Raw genomic sequence first — 15,679 nt, forward strand, 5'->3', positions numbered from 1 at the left:
CCGGCGCTTTCGCGCCCTCTCCGCCCGGCGGGAGAGGGCGGGTGCGGATCTCGCAGCGTGATGTGAAAGCGTTGCAGGACAAACGATGCACGGTCGCCGATAGCGGCGCTGCTATGCGCAAGCGCGGGCCTTGGCCAGCAACAACTCGCGTTCGCGCGCGTTGCGGGTCAGTTCGGCGGCGCGTTCGAACTCGACGCGTGCCTCGGCCTGGCGGTCGAGCTGGCGCAAAAGCTCGCCACGCACGCTCGGCAGCAGGTGGTAGTGCTGCAGGCTGCGCTCGTCCGCCAGCGCGTCCACCGCGGCGAGCCCCGCGGCGACTCCGGAGGCCATCGACACCGCCACCGCCCGGTTGAGCGCGACCACGGGCGAGGGCATCACCTGCGCAAGCGCATCGTAGATCGCGACGATGCGCGGCCAGTCGGTCGATTCCATGTCTTTCGCGCGCGCGTGGCACGCGGCGATCGAAGCCTGCAGCGCATACGCGCCGCGCGCGCCGCCAAGCCTGGTCGCCCGGTCGAGCGCGGCCAGCCCGCGATGGACCAGCAGCTGGTCCCAGTGGGCGCGATTCTGGTCGGCGAGCAGCACCGGTTTGCCATTCGACCCCACGCGTGCATTGGCGCGCGAAGCCTGCAGTTCCATCAGCGCGAGCAGGCCGTGCACTTCCGGCTCGAGCGGCATCAGTCCGGCCAGGATGCGGCCCAGCCGCAATGCTTCCTCGCACAACGCAGGGCGCAGCCAGTCGTCGCCGGCGGTCGCCGCGTAGCCCTCGTTGAAGACCAGGTAGATCACTTCCAGGACCGAGGCCAGGCGTTCGAACCTGTCGTCGCCACGCGGCACCTCGAAGGCCACCTGCTTCTCGGCGAGCGTCCGCTTGGCGCGCACGATGCGCTGGGCCATGGTCGGTTCGGGCACGAGGAAGGCGCGCGCGATCTCGTCCGTGGACAGGCCGCCGAGCAGGCGCAGCGTCAGCGCGACGCGCGCCTCGCGCGGGAGCACCGGGTGGCAGGCGGTGAACACCAGTCGCAGCAGGTCATCGCCGATGTCGTCGTCGAGCCTGTCTTCGAATCCGGACCTGGCCATGTCCTGCTGCTGCTCCTCCAGTTCGCGCGCGATCTCCGCGTGCTTGCTCCACTGCAGCTTGCTGCGCCGCAACCGGTCGATGGCGCGGTGCTTGGCGGTGGCCATCAGCCAGGCGGCAGGATTGTCCGGCACCCCGGTTTCGGGCCAGCGCTCCAGCGCCGTGACCAGCGCGTCCTGCGCCAGCTCCTCGGCCAATCCGATGTCGTGGACCATGCGCGCCAGCGCGGCAATCAGCTTGGCCGATTCGATGCGCCACACCGCTTCGATCGTGCGATGGATGTCGGTCGTCGTCATGGCGGTGGATGACAGCACCGCCGCTCCCGCGGTGCAAGTGCAGCGGGCGTCATTGCCCGCTTTCGATCCGCTTGCGCAGGCGTTCCTCCTGCTCGCGCGCCTCGGGCGTGAACTGTTCGCCGAAGTCCTCCGCTTCGAAGACCGGGCGGATCTCCACCTCGAAGTCGTCGCCTTCGGGGTTGGGAATGCGGCGCGCCCATTCCACTGCCTCGGCCATCGACCTGACCTGCCAGAGCCAGAAGCCTGCCACCAGTTCCTGGATTCCGGCGAAGGGCCCGTCGGACACGACCGGCGCGGCGCTGCCCGAGAAGCCGACCCGCACGCCACGCGAGCTCGGATGCAGTCCTTCACCGGCCAGCATGACGCCGGCGTTCACCAGTTCTTCGTTGAAATGGCCCATCGCCGTCAGCGTGCGCTCGCCCGGCATCACGCCGGCCTCGCTATCGCGGTTGGCTTTCATGATCACCATGCAGCGCATCTGTGCTCTCCCGTCAGGTGGAGCAGGCTGCAGTCCGGGGCGGGCATGCGGTCGCCGTGCTCTCCCGGATACGACGAAGCACGTGCGCGGGGATCGACATCGCGCCAGCCTGCCGCGCCCCGACCGCGGCAGCAGTCGATGGCTCAGTCGTCGGGCTGGGGCTCGACGTCCCCGTCGCGACAGCCCTTGCGCGCACGTTCCTTGCGGGCGTTCCTGGCGAGTTCGGCGAAGCGCTGGCGCTGCTTCTCCACCGCGTCATCGTCCAGCTCCTCGAGGGCGAGCAGGGTATTGTTCGCCGAAGCCGTGGCGCGGATCAGCTCGTCGATCTTGATGTGCAGCGCCTCGGTATCGCGGTTCTGCGTGTTCTGGATCAGGAACACCATCAGGAAGGTCACGATGGTGGTGCCGGTGTTGATCACCAGCTGCCAGGTGTTGTTGAACTGGAAGATCGGCCCGGTCAGCGCCCAGACCACGATCAGGGTAGCCGCGAGTGCGAAGCACAGCGGCCTGCCGGTGAAGCGCGCCGCGGACTGCGCGAAGCGGGTGAATGCGGTGGAGAACTTCATGCGCGCCTCGTAGCCGATGAGCGTTGCGGGAAAGCGGCGATGCCGGGACCGATACAGCTCACCCGCGCGGCCCACCCATCACGGGCAGGACGACGCCGTTGACGTAGGAGGCGGTCACGGGAGAGGCGAGGAAGACATACGCCGGGGAAATTTCCTGCGGTTGGGCGGGCCGCCCCATGTCGCTTTCCTTGCCGAACTCCGGAATCTCCTTGGCGGGCTTGTCGGCCGGGTTGAGCGGTGTCCAGACCGGGCCCGGGGCCACCGCATTGACGCGGATGCCTCGGCCCAGGAGGTTGGAGGCCAGCGACAGCGTGAATGCGTGGATCGCGCCCTTGGTTGCGGAATAGTCGAGCAGACCGGGATTGCCGAAGATGCCGGTTTCCGAGCCGGTGTTGATGATGCAGGCACCTTCTTCCATGTGTTCCAGGGCCGCGCGGGCCATGTTGAAGTAGCCGCCGATGTTGGTCCGCAGCGTTTCCTGCAGGCGCGCGTCGGTGATGTCCGCGATGTCCTTGGCGTGCAGCTGGAACGCGGCGTTGTTGACCAGCACGTCGAGCCGGCCCAGGGCCTTGACCGCCTTGCGCACGGCTGCGTCGCAGAAGGCCGGGTCGCCGACGTCGCCGGCCTGGAGCACGCAACGTCGGCCTTCGGCTTCGACGCAGCGCTTGGTTTCCTTCGCATCGGCGTGTTCGTCGAGGTAGAACACCGCCACGTCCGCGCCTTCGCGCGCGAACAGCACCGCTACCGCGCGGCCGATGCCTGAATCGCCGCCGGTGATGATGGCCGCCATGCCCTCGAGCTTGCCGCTACCGACATAGTCGGGCGCGAGGAACCGCGGCTGCAGCTCCAGCTCGTGTTCGTTGCCGGGCTTGGCCAGGTGCTGGGCAGGCATCGGATTTTCCGGCTGCTTGCGAGTGCCGGCCTGCACGACCTTCTTCGTCGCCGCCTTTTTTGCGGGCTTCTTTTTTGCCTTCGCGTCCGCTTGCGCCTGCATCGCCCGCTGGCGTGCCGCGGCGCTGGCGCCTGCCTTTGCGGGTCTTGCCTTTGCCGTCGCTGCCATGCCTGCGTCTCCGACGTTTCGATGCAAGGACGTTAGATTGGAGCGCGTCGTTGCGACGTGACCTGTCGCGACGACGCGCGTGATGTCATTCCGGAGTCTTGGCCGGGATGAACGGCGAGGCCGGATCGCTGGCGGGGAAGGTCTCGTCGAGCGCCTCGTCCTGGTTGTCGCTTTCGTGCTGCTTGCGATGCTTGCGATCCGCAGGCGTTTCGGGCGGACACTCGCTGCCCTGGGGCGGTGGGTCCTTGCGATCGCGGATGATGTTCATGCTTGGCTCCGATGTTCGGGGCCGGCGAATGCAACTGCGCGTGCCGGCCATGCGCGACGGTCCGCCCAACGGCGACCCGGGCATCAATATCTCCCGGGCACCGTTGGCGCGATGTCAAAAGTTCATCGGCGATGCGAACGCCGGCGTGCACCGGTGGCGGGGTTCAGGATGTCGCCGATGCGGACAGTCGCGTGCCCCGGGCGACGCGCCAGCCGATGACCGCCGCGCCGAGCAGGACCGCGGATGCGATCAGGAACGCGGTGCCCGGATGCGGGAACCAGGCTTCCGGGCCAACCGATACCGCATACACCGCGCCGAAGAACAGCGGCGACAGCACGCCGGCGATCGCGCCGACGCTGTTGTTGGCGCCCTGCAGCTGGCCCTGTTCCGATTCCGACACGCGCCTGGTCATCAACGACTGGAGGGTCGGCATCGCCAGTCCCCCCAGCGCGTTGGGCAGCATCGCCAGCGCAAACAGCAGTCCGGTCGGCGCCAGGCCCATGCAGGCGATGCCGACCGCGCCGAAGCACAGTCCGGTGATCATCACCCGGCGATCGCCATGGCGCTTCACCGCGGGGCCGACCAGCACGCCCTGCACCAGCATGTCGAGCACGCCCACCGTCGCCAGCAGCACGCCCACCTGCCACGGACTCCAGCCGTAGCGGTAGCCGGCATAGAGCACGAACACCGCGGAGAACACGTGGTGCGCGAAGTAGAGCAGGAAGTTGACCCCGGCAAGCCCGGTCAGCTCGGGGTGCGAGCGCAGGAGGCGCAGCGCGCCCAGCGGATTGGCGCGCTTCCAAGAAAACGCCATGCGCTTGTCTGGCGGCAGCGACTCGGGCAGCACGAAGGCGCCGTACAGGAAGGCGACGCCACTGAGTGCCGCGGCGGCCCAGAACGGCGCTCGCGGCGACCATTCGCCCAGTACGCCGCCCAGCAAGGGGCCTGCGACGAAGCCAGCGCTGAAGGCCGCGCCAATGAGGCCGTATCCGCGGGCGCGATGCTCGGGCTCGGTGATGTCGGCCATGTAGGCGAACGCGGTCGTGAAACTGGCCGAGGTCACGCCGGCGATGATCCGGCCCAGGGCCAGCCACCAAAGGTCGGGGGCCACCGCCATGAGCACATAGTCGATCGCCAGGCCCGCGGTGGAGATCAGGATCACCGGACGCCGGCCGTGCTGGTCCGATAACGAGCCGATGACAGGCGAGGCGACGAACTGCATCAGCGCCCAGAGCGCGACGAACACGCCATTGATGATGCCGGCGCGCGCATTGGAGCCGGTGAACTGTTCGATCAGCGTGGGCAGCACCGGGATGACGATGCCCATCGACAGGACATCGAGCATGGCGGTGACGAGGATGAAGGCGATCGCGGCCTTGCTGGCGCGGAAGGCGACAGGGGACATGGGTCTGGTTTTCCGGGATATGCGCCGGCTTGTCGGCGCAGCGTGCGGATGCACGGCGGACTCCGCGCGGCGGCGGAGATGCAGTGGACGTTCCCGGCCCGTGGGGCAGGGGGAAGCGAGGCTTCAGGTGTTGGCGACAATCCGCATGGTTGCTGCCCCTTGGCGAACAAGGGGCGCGATGCTACACGATGGCGGGATGGGCCCGCCACAGGCGCGCGCGGCGGTGTCCACGCGGGGATGGTGCGTGCCAGGGCGATTGGCCGATACGAGTCGCGCGCGACGCGGATCCGTGACCGGCCGGTGGAACCAGGGCTGGCTCAGCGCAGCCCGCTCTTGCGCTTGGCATCAAGCCACTTGAGTGCGTGCGCGGGCTTGTAGCTGTCGAGCCACGAGAACAGCCCGTCGATGTCGTCGCCGTGCCACAGGTCGGCGCGCTGGTCCGGATGCAGGAAGCGTTCGGCGACCATGCGGTCGATCATCGCCAGCAGCGGATCGTAGAAGTCGTCGACGTCGAGGAACGCGCATGGCTTCTCGCCTAGCCCGAGCTGGCGCCAGGTGAGCATCTCGAACATCTCGTCGAGCGTGCCGAAACCGCCGGGCAGGGCGACGAAGGCGTCTGACAGGTCGAACATGCGCGCCTTGCGCTCATGCATCGAGCCGACGACCTCCAGCTTGGTCACGCCGTGGTGCGCGACTTCCAGGTCCACCAGCTGCTGCGGGATCACGCCAATGACCTCGCCACCACCTTCCAGCACCGCGTCGGCGACGATGCCCATCAATCCCACGTTGCCGCCGCCGTAGACCAGCGCCAGGTTCTCCCTGGCCAGGCGCAGGCCCAGCGCACGCGCGCGCTGCGCGTAGGCGGGGCGGATGCCGGCGTTGGAGCCGCAGTAGACGCAGATGCTTTTCATGGGGCGGGAATATGGAATGAGGAATGGGGGATGCTGGAGCAAAAGCCCCGATCCGATGGCGGAATACTCGTGCGCTTCGCCTTGCCCGTGTCATTCCGAACGCAGTGAGGAATCTTGGCCTGTCGAGGGTGGATCTCTCGCTGCGCTCGAGATGACAAGCCTGATTCTCCTCTCACCCGGCTTTCGCCCCAGCCCCCAAGTTGGGGGCGGTTCGCGCCGAAGGCGCGAAGGGGCGGGGATGGCGGCATGCTTTGGGGTCCTTGATTTGCATGGCAAATCATGGGTGCAAGGCGAACGTCAGTTCGCCTTGTGGATCGCCCGCTTGTCCACCGCCATCGCCGCGTCGTGGATCGACTCGGACAGGGTCGGGTGGGCATGGCAGATGCGCGCGAGGTCGTCCGCGGAGCCCTTGAACTCCATGGTGAGCACGCCTTCGTGCACCAGTTCGGACACGCCCACGCCAACCAGGTGCAGGCCGAGCACGCGGTCGGTCTCGGCGTGCGCGATCACCTTCACGAAGCCGGCCGGTTCGGCCATGGCCACGGCGCGGCCGAGCGCGGCGAACGGGAAGCTGCCGGTCTTGTACGGCGTGCCGTCTTCCTTGAGCTGCTGCTCGGTCTTGCCGACCCAGGCGATCTCCGGCTCGGTGTAGATGACCCAGGGGATGGTGTCGTAGTTGACGTGGCCGGGCAGGCCGGCGATCAGCTCGGCCACCGCGATGCCTTCCTCGAAGCCCTTGTGCGCCAGCATCGGACCGCGGACGCAGTCGCCGACCGCCCAGACGCCATCGACCCCGGTGTGGCAGTGCGCGTCGACCTCGATCACGCCGCGCTGGTCGAGCTTCACGCCGGTGCCTTCGGCCAGCAGGCCGCGGCTCGCGGCGCGGCGGCCGACGGCGACCAGCAGCTTGTCGAAGGTGATCGTCTGCTCGCCGTCCTTGTCGGTGTAGGTGACGACGACTTCCTTCTTCTTGCCCTTGCCGGTGACTTCGGTTCTGGAAACCTTGGCCCCCAGGCGGATGTCCAGGCCCTGCTTCTTGAATTCGCGCGCGGCGGTCTTGGCAACCTCGGCGTCGGCGGCGGCAAGGAAGTCGGGCAGGGCTTCGAGCACGGTGACCTCGGCGCCCAGGCGCTTCCACACGCTGCCCAGTTCCAGCCCGATCACGCCGGCGCCGATCACGCCCAGGCGCTTGGGCACCTCGGTGAAGTCGAGCGCGCCGACGTTGTCGACGATGTATTCGCCGTCGAACTTCGCGAACGGCAGCTCGATCGAGTCCGAGCCGGCCGCGAGGACGACGTTGGCGGCCTTGAGCTCGACCTCGGATCCGTCATGCTGCTTGACCTTCACCACGTTGCCCGGCTGCAGCTGGCCGAAGCCGTAGAAGGCCGTGACCTTGTTGGCCTTGAACAGCGCCGCGATGCCGCCGGTGAACTGCTTCACGATGGCGTCCTTGCGGCCGACCATCTTGGCCACGTCCATCTTCGCGTCCTTGAAGCTGATGCCGTGCTGGTCGAACAGGTGACCCATGTTCCAGTACTGGCGCGAGGAGTCGAGCAGCGCCTTGGACGGGATGCAGCCCACGCGCAGGCAGGTGCCGCCGAGCGCCGGCTTGCCGTCCTTGCCGAGCGCGGCATCGATGCAGGCGACCTTCATGCCCAGCTGCGCGGCGCGGATCGCGGCGTGGTAGCCGGCGGGGCCGCCGCCGATGACGACGACGTCGAAATTCAGTTGTTCGCTCATTGCGTGGTCCTTGTTCCTGGTTCCCTCCCCGTCAAAGGGGGAGGGTTAAGGTGGGGATGGGTTGCCTTCCGGCGCGGACGGGGAAACCCGTCCCCATCCCGGTCTTCCCCGTGGAGGGGAAGCAGACAGTCACATGCCAAGCAGCATGCGGTGCGGATTCTCGAGCTGGTTCTTGATGTCGACCAGGAACAGCACCGCGTCCTTGCCGTCGATGATGCGGTGGTCGTAGCTCAGCGCGATGTACATCATCGGGGCGGCGACGACCTGGCCGTTCTCGACGATCGGGCGCTCCTTGATCGTGTGCATGCCCAGGATCGCCGACTGCGGCGGGTTGACGATCGGCGTCGACATCAGCGAACCGAAGGTGCCGCCGTTGGTGATGGTGAACGTGCCGCCCTGCAGGTCCTCGAGCTTCAGGCCACCCTCGCGCGCGGCCCTGGCGTAGCCGTCGATGCCCTTTTCGACATCGGCGAACGACATCCGCTCGACGTTGCGCAGCACCGGCGTGACCAGCCCGCGGTCGGTGGACACCGCGATCGAGATGTCGGCGTAGCCGTGGTAGATGATGTCCTCGCCGTCGACCGAGGCATTGACCGCCGGGTACTTCTGCAGCGCGCTGGCGGCGGCCTTGGCGAAGAAGCTCATGAAGCCGAGCTTGATGCCGTTGGCCTTCGTGAAGTCGTCCTGCAGCGCCTTGCGCATGGCCATGACGTTGGCCAGGTTGACCTCGTTGAAGGAGGTGAGCATGGCAATCGAGTTCTTCGACTGCATCAGGCGCTCGGCGATGCGCTTGCGGATGCGGGTCATCGGCACGCGCTCTTCCGGACGGGCGCCGCCGGACACGCCGGCGGTCTTGCCGCTGGCGTAGTTGACGATGTCTTCCTTGGTCACCGCGCCGCGGCGGCCGGTGCCTTCGACCTGGGCCGGATCGACGCCTTCCTTCACCGCGGTGAAGCGTGCGCCGGGCGGGAGGTCGCCTGTATTCGCCGAAGCGCCCGGCTTGCCGGCGGTGGACTTGGGCTGGACCTCCTCGGCGCCCGCGGCGGGCTTCTGCGGCGTGGTGGCCGGGGCGTCCGTCTGCTTGTCGTTGGCCGGCTTCTCGGCCTTCGCGTCCTGCTTCGGAGCTTCGGCGGCGGCGCCTTCCTCGATCACCGCGATGACCTGCTGGCTGGTGACGGTGGCGCCTTCCTCGAACCGGAGTTCCTTGATCACGCCGTCGACGGTCGAAGGGACCTCGAGCACGACCTTGTCGGTTTCGAGGTCGACCAGGTTTTCGTCGCGCTTGACCGCATCGCCCACCTTCTTGTGCCACGACGCGATGGTGGCGTCGGAAACGGATTCGGGAAGGACCGGGACTTTGATTTCGGTGGCCATGGTGGGCGGAGTCCTGATGGAAACGTTGAAAGGGGAGGTCGAAAGGGGAAGACGGGCTACTCGGCGGCGACTTCGCCGTCGAGCGGGTTGACCAGCGCGTCGGCCACCAGCTGCTTCTGCTCGACGACGTGGTCGTTGAAGTGGCCGACCGCGGGCGACGGCGAGCGCGAACGCCCGGCGTAATGCAGCGACTGCCCGGCTGCCAGGCAGGCGACCAGGTGGTGGCGGATCTGGTACCACGCGCCCTGGTTGTGCGGCTCTTCCTGGCACCAGACGACGTCGGCCGCCTTGGCGTAGCGCTTGAGCTCGGCGGCAAGCAGTTCGCGCGGGAACGGATACAGCTGCTCGACGCGGATCAGCGCGACGTCGTCGGCCTCGCGCTTGTGCATGTCTTCGAGCAGGTCGTAATAGACCTTGCCCGAACACAGCACCACGCGCCTGGCCTTCTTGGGGCTGCTGGTGCTGTCGGCGATCAGGTGCTGGAAGCTGCCCTTGGCCAGTTCGTCCAGCGACGACACCGCCAGCTTGTGGCGCAGCAGCGACTTGGGCGTCATCACCACCAGCGGCTTGCGCGTGTCCATGCGCATCTGCCGGCGGATCATGTGGAAGGCCTGGGCCGGCGTGGTCGGCACGCAGACCAGCATGTTGTCCAGCGCGCACAGCTGCAGGAAACGCTCCAGGCGCGCCGAGCTGTGTTCCGGCCCCTGGCCCTCGTAGCCGTGCGGCAGGAACAGCGCCATGCCGCACAGGCGGTTCCACTTGGCCTCGCCGGAACTGATGAACTGGTCGATCACCACCTGCGCGCCGTTGGCGAAGTCGCCGAACTGGCCTTCCCAGATGTCGAGCGTGTCGGGATCGGCGGTGGAGTAACCGTATTCGAACGCCATCACCGCTTCCTCGCTGAGCAGCGAGTCGATGACGATCGCGTCCTCGGGATTCTCGACGAGTTGCTGCAACGGCAGGTACTGGGCGTCGCTCTTCTGATCGTGCAGCACCGCGTGGCGATGGAAGAACGTGCCGCGCCCGCTGTCCTGGCCGACCAGGCGCAGCTTGTGGCCTTCGTCGAGCAGGGTGGCGTAGGCCAGGTTCTCGGCGAAGCCCCAGTCACCGGGCTGTTCACCGGCCGCCATCTTGCGGCGGTCCTCATAGATCTTGGCCACGCGCGGATGCAGCACGATCTCGTCGGGGATCGTGTTGATCGCGTGGGCCAGCTCGTCGAGCTTGGCGCGCACGACGGTGGTGTCGACCGGGTCGGACAGCTTGCCCGACAGGTAGGTCGACCAGTCGATGGTGAATTCGTCGGGCGTGACCGTGGCCAGTTCGGTGGTGACCTTGCCCGCGTCGAGCGTGTCGCGATAGTCGTCGACGATCTTCTGCGCATCGCCCTCGGCCAGCGTGCCGGCCGCGGCCAGCCGCTGGGCGTACAGCTCGCGGGTGGTCTTGTGTGCGCGGATCGTCTTGTACATCAGCGGCTGGGTCGCCGCCGGCTCGTCGGCCTCGTTGTGGCCGTGGCGGCGGTAGCAGACCAGGTCGATGACCACGTCCTTGCCGAAGCGCTGGCGGAAATCGAACGCGAGCTCGGCGCAGAAGACCACCGCTTCGGGATCGTCGCCGTTCACGTGCAGCACCGGCGCGCCGACCATCTTGGCCACGTCTGTGCAGTAAAGCGTCGAGCGCGCATCCTCGGCGGCGCTGGTGGTGAAGCCCACCTGGTTGTTGATGACGATGTGCACGGTGCCGCCGACGGCGAATCCGCGCGCCTGCGACATCTGGAACAGCTCCATCACCACGCCTTGCCCCGCGAACGCGGCGTCGCCGTGCAGCAGGATCGGCAACACCTGCTTGCGTTCGGTATCACCGCGGCGATGCTGGCGCGAGCGCACGGACCCGGCGACCACCGGGTCGACGATTTCCAGGTGCGAGGGGTTGAACGCCAGCGCCAGGTGAACCGGGCCGCCTGGCGTGGCGATGTCGGCCGAAAAGCCCATGTGGTACTTGACGTCGCCGGTGTGTGCGCGGTCGTCGTGGGCGTGCTCGAACTTGCCCTCGAACTCGTCGAACAGCTTGCGCGGCGACTTGCCGAGCGTGTTCACCAGCACGTTGAGCCGGCCGCGGTGGGCCATGCCGATGACGATGTCCTTGACGCCGTTCTCGCCGGCGCGCCGCACCACGTTGTCGAGCAGCGGGATCATCGCGTCGCCGCCTTCGAGCGAGAAGCGCTTCTGGCCGACGTACTTGGTGTGGAGGTAGCGCTCCAGGCCTTCGGCCGCGGTCAGGCGCTCGAGGATGCGGCGCTTGTCGTCGGGCGTGCGCCCGTAGTCGCCGCCGGCCGCTTCCAGCCGCTCGTAGATCCAGCGGCGCTGCTCGGCATCGGTGATGTGCATGAACTCGGCCCCGATCGGGCCGGTATACGTCGCCTTGAGCCGCGCGAGCAGATCGCCCAGCTTCATCCGCGCGTTGCCGCCCACGCCGCCGGTGCTGAACTCGCTGGACAGGTCGCTCTCGGACAGGCGATGGAAGGCCAGTCCCAGGTCCGGGGCCTCCGGCTTGTCCTGCATCGCCAGTGGATCCAGCGCCGCGCCGAGGTGGCCACGCGAGCGGTAGGCGGTGATCAGGCGGCCGACATTGCGCTCGCGCTCATCGCCTGCGCCCTGCGAGGTCGCGACGCCGCGCGCGGCCGCGCGGCCCGCCGCGGCGACGTTGCGGATCACTGCCGAATGCGGGATGTCCCCGGCTTCGCGGCCCTTGAAACCATCGAACCACGCCTTCCACTGCGCCCCCACGCTGTCCGGGGCAACCAGGTACTGCTCGTACAGGTCCTCGATGTAGGCGGCGTTGGAGCCAAGCTGGGAGGACTGCGCAAACTGCTTCAGGAGACTGTCCACGTCGGGCGTAATCGGCTCGAAAAGGGGAGGGCAAATGCCTGATTCGACGGGATTTTCGCTGGCCCGTGGAACGGCTCGGGAAAGAACTCCGATTATAGCCGCTGGTCGTGCCGCAGTGCATCACGCGGGGGGACGCAGCGTTGCCCGGAGGCACGCTCACAGGCCCAGGGCCCGGTATTCGCTGCACGGTCGCGACCGTTCCCAGACCGGGCGGAACTGCTCGGCCAGCTGTCGGGCACGGCCGCCGGCACCGGTTTCGGCTTCGCCTTCGAGGCGGTGGCCCAGGGGGCGGAAGTAGTAGCCACCATCGTCGTTGGCCAGGTAGGCCGAGGGGTAGCCGCGATCGACCGGGTCGGCGACCTCGCGGAACGCGATCACGCTCGGCAAGCGCTGCGCGAGCGCCAGCAGCGGAGCCAGTGCGCGCTGCGGCGTGGCGGCGTCCTGCAGCAGGACCTGGACCTGGATGCCGGCACCGCGGGTGCACAGGTCGCGCATCGCCTCCAGCACGCGCGGCGCGTCGAGCAGGCCCGGATCGAGTTCGCGGCTGTAGACGCACAGCTTGCGCCGTGCCTGGCGGATCAGGCCGGCGGTGACGGCAATGGCCGCGTCGCGCCCGTCGATCGCCTGCGGCCGGTCGATCCGGCGCCGCATCGCCTGGTGCCCGATGCCGGCTTCGACGAAGCGCTCGCCGACCGGCACGAAGCCATGGCGGGCATAGAACGACTGCGCCGATACCTGCGCGTTGAGGGCGATGTCGTTCCAGCCTTGCTGGCGCGCCTGCCGCAGCAAGGCCTGCAGCATCGCGTCGCCGACGCCCGCGCCGCGCCATTCGCGCAGCACCGCCATGCGTCCGATGCACGCGGGGGCGTCGCCGTCGCGCGGCGGCACCAGCCGGCCGGTGCCGATCGCGGCGCCGCCCCGGTCGCGCGCGACGACGTGCCGGCACTGGGGGTCGAGCGCGTCGCGCTCTTCTTCGAGCGGGACGTTCTGCTCCAGCACGAACACCGTTTCGCGCACGGCGAGCAGCGCGTCGGCTGCGTCGTCGAACGCGACGTCGTCGATCCGGAATGGCCCGCGTGATGCAACGGTGCTCATGGCGCGTGGCCGTCCGGGCCGACGAGGTGGTAGTGCCCGCCGAGCAGGAGGTCGTAGACCGCATCGCGGCCGCGGTCCGAAAGCTTCGCGTACGCCGGGCCGTCGAGCGCGGGCATGGACGCGATCGACTGCGCGTCGCGGACGGGCAGGGCATGGACGTGGCCAGCGGCGTACAGCCGGGCCGCGCGCGCCGAGCGCCGCCAGGCCATGCGCGTCCACGGGTGGCGATGCAGCACGTGGCCCTGCTGGAGGTCCCATTCGATCTCGATCCGCGAGCGCCCGTCCTCGGCCGGCATCGCCTCGCCGCTGCTGCGGTACAGCGTGATGAAGCGGCCGAACCAGTCGCCGAGCCGCTCGGGATCGTTCATCCGCAGCACGTTCAGCGCCTCGACCGCGCGCTGCATCGCCGCGGCGTCGATCTCGTTGGCGTCCTTGGCCGGCGCGAGGTCCGGGTCGGCGTAGCGCAGGCCGTCGTCCGCTTCCGATGCCAGGGTGTCGACGAAGTCGCCAAGCAGTTCCGCCGCCGAGGGCGCGCGCATGCCGACCGAAAACGTCAGGCAGGCATCCTCGGCGACGCCGTGGTGCGGCACGCCCGGCGGCAGGTACAGCATGTCGCCCGGGCCGAGCACCCAGTCGTGGTCGGGGGTGAAGCGCTGCAGCATCCTGAGTTCGACATCCTTGCGGAAGTGCAGGGGGGGCGCTTCCTGCGTGTCGATCTGCCAGCGGCGATGGCCCTGCGCCTGCAGCAGGAACACGTCGTACTGGTCGATGTGCGCGCCGACCGATCCGCCGGTCGCGGCGAAGCTGACCATCACGTCGTCGATGCGCCAGCGGGGCAGGAAGTCGAAATTCGGCAGCAGGGCCGCGATGTCGGCGTCCCACTTGTCGACGTCCTGCACCAGCAGCGTCCAGTCGCGGTCGCCGAGGCCGGGGAATTCCTCTTCGTCGAACGGCCCGTGCCGCACCTGCCACGCATCGTGCTCGCGATCGTGCCGGACCAGCCGGGACAGCGCGGCTTCCTCGCAGGCCAGGCCCGCCAGGTCCTCGGGCTCGATCGGCGAGACGAAGCCCGGGAACGCATTGCGGATCAGCAGCGGCTTCTTCTGCCAGTAGTCGCGCAGGAAGTCGGCGGCCGGCATGCCCAGCGGCTGCTGCGCCGAACCTTCGACTTCGATGGAGGGGGTGGGGCGGGGACGTGCCATTCAGGAGTCCGGGAGTCGTCGGAGGCCTATTGTCGCGCCGATGCGTGACGGATGTCGGCCGTGCCCACGCCGGCGGCGCAGCACCGGTGCATTGGCGGCCCGAGCAACACGATGTCGCTATCGTGGATCTGCGATCTCGTCGTATCCGCGTCCGCGGAACTCGAGCAGGCACCAGCCATGCCCGAAGGGATCGGCAAGCTGCACGATGCGGCCCCACACCGCTTCGCGGATGGCGCCTTCGCCGATGGCGCCGGCCGACAGCGCGCGGGCCAGGGCGGCTTCGAGGTCTTCGACCACCACGTCGCAATGCAATGGCGTCCAGTGGCGAGTGTAGTCGCGGTCGGCCGGGGCATAGGCCGCGCTGTCGGCAGCCTTGCGCAGGAGGTAGAGCGGCACCGGTGCACCCGTCAGCTCCACGACGTCCTCGCCGAAGCGGCGGGCAGGTGCCAGACCGAAGGCGGCGATGTAAAACGCTTCCGCGGCGGCAAGGTCCGGAACGTCGATGTTGAGCAGCAACTTCATGCCAGCGCCTGCGCAAAGCGCAGTTCGAAGACCGACGGGTCTGCAAGCTTGAAGTCGCGGCGCCCGTGAAAGCGGTCGCCGATCGGTAGCAGTGGCGTGATGTCCAGCGGCTGCCACGCGCCGGTGCCGACTTCGATGGGGAGAGCGGTATGCGGGCGTGCCATGGCGGCCCAGAGGACGGAATGGGCCGCCATTGTCGCCCCTGGCGAGCGCCGGGGCACGAGCCCGGATGAGGATGCGGCCGGTGCGGCGTCGCCGGCGCGCGCGGTATGCGCGAAGGGCGGCAACGCCGGGTCGGCGATCAGAGCACCTTGTTGCCGCGACCGCTGTCCTCGACGGCGCCGACGTTGTTCACGTTGGCCGTATTGTCGTTTCCGGTGAAACGCAGCTTGTCCACCTGCCTGGCCATCAGCAGGTTGTCGCTGCCGCCCAGTTCGGCCTGGCCGACCTGGGTGAGGTTGAGCGTGACGTTGCGACCGGTTACCAGAGCGGTGTCGACGCGTTCGTTGATCACGGTCACCCGATCGCCGGCCACCTGCAGCGAACGGGCATGCGTCACGTTGAGCGATCCGTTGCTGCCGGTCACCGTGATTTCGCCGCAGTCGCCCTCGAGGACCAGGCGGAAATCGTCGTGCGTCAGGCGCACGTCGTGTCCGGCGCAACTGGCGCCGCTGGCCGGATCGACGATCGCGCCGCCAGCAGTCTCGACGACAGCGCCCGCGCTTCCGGGCGCGGCCTCCTGGCAGCCAGTCAAAGTCGAGGCAAACAGCGCAAGCAAGGCGATTCGGTGCATGGGCAG

General features: G+C 68.4%; 15 protein-coding genes. All 15 read right to left on the minus strand.

Annotated elements, in window-relative coordinates:
- Positions 1-111: 111 nt before the first annotated feature.
- Entirely contained in the window at positions 112-1,374 is a 1,263-nt protein-coding gene (locus ACFOM9_RS05170) for an RNA polymerase sigma factor (protein WP_386706894.1), read from the minus strand.
- Between the two features lie 49 nt (positions 1,375-1,423).
- On the minus strand, positions 1,424-1,852 hold the full coding sequence (locus ACFOM9_RS05175; RefSeq protein WP_386706897.1) for a YciI family protein: 429 nt from the start codon (positions 1,850-1,852) through the stop codon (positions 1,424-1,426).
- Between the two features lie 143 nt (positions 1,853-1,995).
- Positions 1,996-2,418, minus strand: a complete 423-nt coding sequence (locus tag ACFOM9_RS05180; RefSeq protein ID WP_386706899.1) for a low affinity iron permease family protein — start codon at positions 2,416-2,418, stop codon at positions 1,996-1,998.
- A 58-nt stretch (positions 2,419-2,476) separates the two neighbouring features.
- Positions 2,477-3,478 carry an SDR family oxidoreductase gene (locus ACFOM9_RS05185; protein ID WP_386706902.1) on the minus strand — a complete coding sequence of 334 codons (1,002 nt, stop codon included), beginning with the start codon at positions 3,476-3,478 and terminating at the stop codon, positions 2,477-2,479.
- An 85-nt stretch (positions 3,479-3,563) separates the two neighbouring features.
- On the minus strand, positions 3,564-3,746 hold the full coding sequence (locus tag ACFOM9_RS05190; protein ID WP_386706905.1) for a hypothetical protein: 183 nt from the start codon (positions 3,744-3,746) through the stop codon (positions 3,564-3,566).
- Between the two features lie 163 nt (positions 3,747-3,909).
- Positions 3,910-5,151: a TCR/Tet family MFS transporter gene (locus tag ACFOM9_RS05195; RefSeq protein WP_386706908.1), complete on the minus strand. Its 1,242-nt coding sequence runs from the start codon at positions 5,149-5,151 to the stop codon at positions 3,910-3,912.
- A gap of 317 nt (positions 5,152-5,468) precedes the next feature.
- Positions 5,469-6,062 carry an LOG family protein gene (locus ACFOM9_RS05200; RefSeq protein WP_386706911.1) on the minus strand — a complete coding sequence of 198 codons (594 nt, stop codon included), beginning with the start codon at positions 6,060-6,062 and terminating at the stop codon, positions 5,469-5,471.
- A gap of 297 nt (positions 6,063-6,359) precedes the next feature.
- The gene (gene lpdA, locus ACFOM9_RS05205) at positions 6,360-7,802 is read right to left on the minus strand and encodes a dihydrolipoyl dehydrogenase (RefSeq protein ID WP_386706914.1); all 1,443 of its coding nucleotides are present in this window, start codon (positions 7,800-7,802) and stop codon (positions 6,360-6,362) included.
- A gap of 129 nt (positions 7,803-7,931) precedes the next feature.
- On the minus strand, positions 7,932-9,176 hold the full coding sequence (gene sucB / locus ACFOM9_RS05210) for a dihydrolipoyllysine-residue succinyltransferase (RefSeq protein WP_386706917.1): 1,245 nt from the start codon (positions 9,174-9,176) through the stop codon (positions 7,932-7,934).
- Positions 9,177-9,232: 56 nt separating this feature from the next.
- Positions 9,233-12,061, minus strand: a complete 2,829-nt coding sequence (locus ACFOM9_RS05215) for a 2-oxoglutarate dehydrogenase E1 component (protein ID WP_386706920.1) — start codon at positions 12,059-12,061, stop codon at positions 9,233-9,235.
- 156 nt (positions 12,062-12,217) lie between these two features.
- Positions 12,218-13,156, minus strand: a complete 939-nt coding sequence (locus ACFOM9_RS05220) for a GNAT family N-acetyltransferase (RefSeq protein ID WP_386706923.1) — start codon at positions 13,154-13,156, stop codon at positions 12,218-12,220.
- Complete coding sequence (locus tag ACFOM9_RS05225) at positions 13,153-14,358, minus strand: JmjC domain-containing protein (protein ID WP_386706926.1); 1,206 nt, start codon at positions 14,356-14,358, stop codon at positions 13,153-13,155. Before ACFOM9_RS05225 ends, ACFOM9_RS05220 begins: the two co-directional genes overlap by 4 nt.
- A 117-nt stretch (positions 14,359-14,475) precedes the next feature.
- Positions 14,476-14,880 carry a VOC family protein gene (locus ACFOM9_RS05230; protein ID WP_386706929.1) on the minus strand — a complete coding sequence of 135 codons (405 nt, stop codon included), beginning with the start codon at positions 14,878-14,880 and terminating at the stop codon, positions 14,476-14,478.
- Positions 14,877-15,074 (minus strand): hypothetical protein, encoded by a 198-nt coding sequence (locus ACFOM9_RS05235; protein ID WP_386706932.1) that lies wholly within the window; start codon positions 15,072-15,074, stop codon positions 14,877-14,879. Before ACFOM9_RS05235 ends, ACFOM9_RS05230 begins: the two co-directional genes overlap by 4 nt.
- Positions 15,075-15,181: 107 nt before the next feature.
- On the minus strand, positions 15,182-15,673 hold the full coding sequence (locus tag ACFOM9_RS05240; protein WP_386706935.1) for a DUF3060 domain-containing protein: 492 nt from the start codon (positions 15,671-15,673) through the stop codon (positions 15,182-15,184).
- Positions 15,674-15,679 lie beyond the last annotated feature (6 nt).

This window comes from Luteimonas notoginsengisoli, from assembly GCF_042648885.1.
Lineage (GTDB): Bacteria > Pseudomonadota > Gammaproteobacteria > Xanthomonadales > Xanthomonadaceae > Luteimonas > Luteimonas notoginsengisoli.

What these genes read in the sequence shown, in the direction of transcription:
- ACFOM9_RS05190 (WP_386706905.1), bottom strand. Translation starts at nt 3,746, where the DNA reads ATGAACATCATCCGCGATCGCAAGGACCCACCGCCCCAGGGCAGCGAG.
- lpdA (WP_386706914.1), bottom strand. Translation starts at nt 7,802, where the DNA reads ATGAGCGAACAACTGAATTTCGACGTCGTCGTCATCGGCGGCGGCCCC.
- ACFOM9_RS05235 (WP_386706932.1), bottom strand. Translation starts at nt 15,074, where the DNA reads ATGGCGGCCCATTCCGTCCTCTGGGCCGCCATGGCACGCCCGCATACC.
- sucB (WP_386706917.1), bottom strand. Translation starts at nt 9,176, where the DNA reads ATGGCCACCGAAATCAAAGTCCCGGTCCTTCCCGAATCCGTTTCCGAC.
- ACFOM9_RS05175 (WP_386706897.1), bottom strand. Translation starts at nt 1,852, where the DNA reads ATGCGCTGCATGGTGATCATGAAAGCCAACCGCGATAGCGAGGCCGGC.
- ACFOM9_RS05220 (WP_386706923.1), bottom strand. Translation starts at nt 13,156, where the DNA reads ATGAGCACCGTTGCATCACGCGGGCCATTCCGGATCGACGACGTCGCG.
- ACFOM9_RS05240 (WP_386706935.1), bottom strand. Translation starts at nt 15,673, where the DNA reads ATGCACCGAATCGCCTTGCTTGCGCTGTTTGCCTCGACTTTGACTGGC.
- ACFOM9_RS05185 (WP_386706902.1), bottom strand. Translation starts at nt 3,478, where the DNA reads ATGGCAGCGACGGCAAAGGCAAGACCCGCAAAGGCAGGCGCCAGCGCC.
- ACFOM9_RS05225 (WP_386706926.1), bottom strand. Translation starts at nt 14,358, where the DNA reads ATGGCACGTCCCCGCCCCACCCCCTCCATCGAAGTCGAAGGTTCGGCG.
- ACFOM9_RS05170 (WP_386706894.1), bottom strand. Translation starts at nt 1,374, where the DNA reads ATGACGACGACCGACATCCATCGCACGATCGAAGCGGTGTGGCGCATC.
- ACFOM9_RS05230 (WP_386706929.1), bottom strand. Translation starts at nt 14,880, where the DNA reads ATGAAGTTGCTGCTCAACATCGACGTTCCGGACCTTGCCGCCGCGGAA.
- ACFOM9_RS05180 (WP_386706899.1), bottom strand. Translation starts at nt 2,418, where the DNA reads ATGAAGTTCTCCACCGCATTCACCCGCTTCGCGCAGTCCGCGGCGCGC.
- ACFOM9_RS05200 (WP_386706911.1), bottom strand. Translation starts at nt 6,062, where the DNA reads ATGAAAAGCATCTGCGTCTACTGCGGCTCCAACGCCGGCATCCGCCCC.
- ACFOM9_RS05195 (WP_386706908.1), bottom strand. Translation starts at nt 5,151, where the DNA reads ATGTCCCCTGTCGCCTTCCGCGCCAGCAAGGCCGCGATCGCCTTCATC.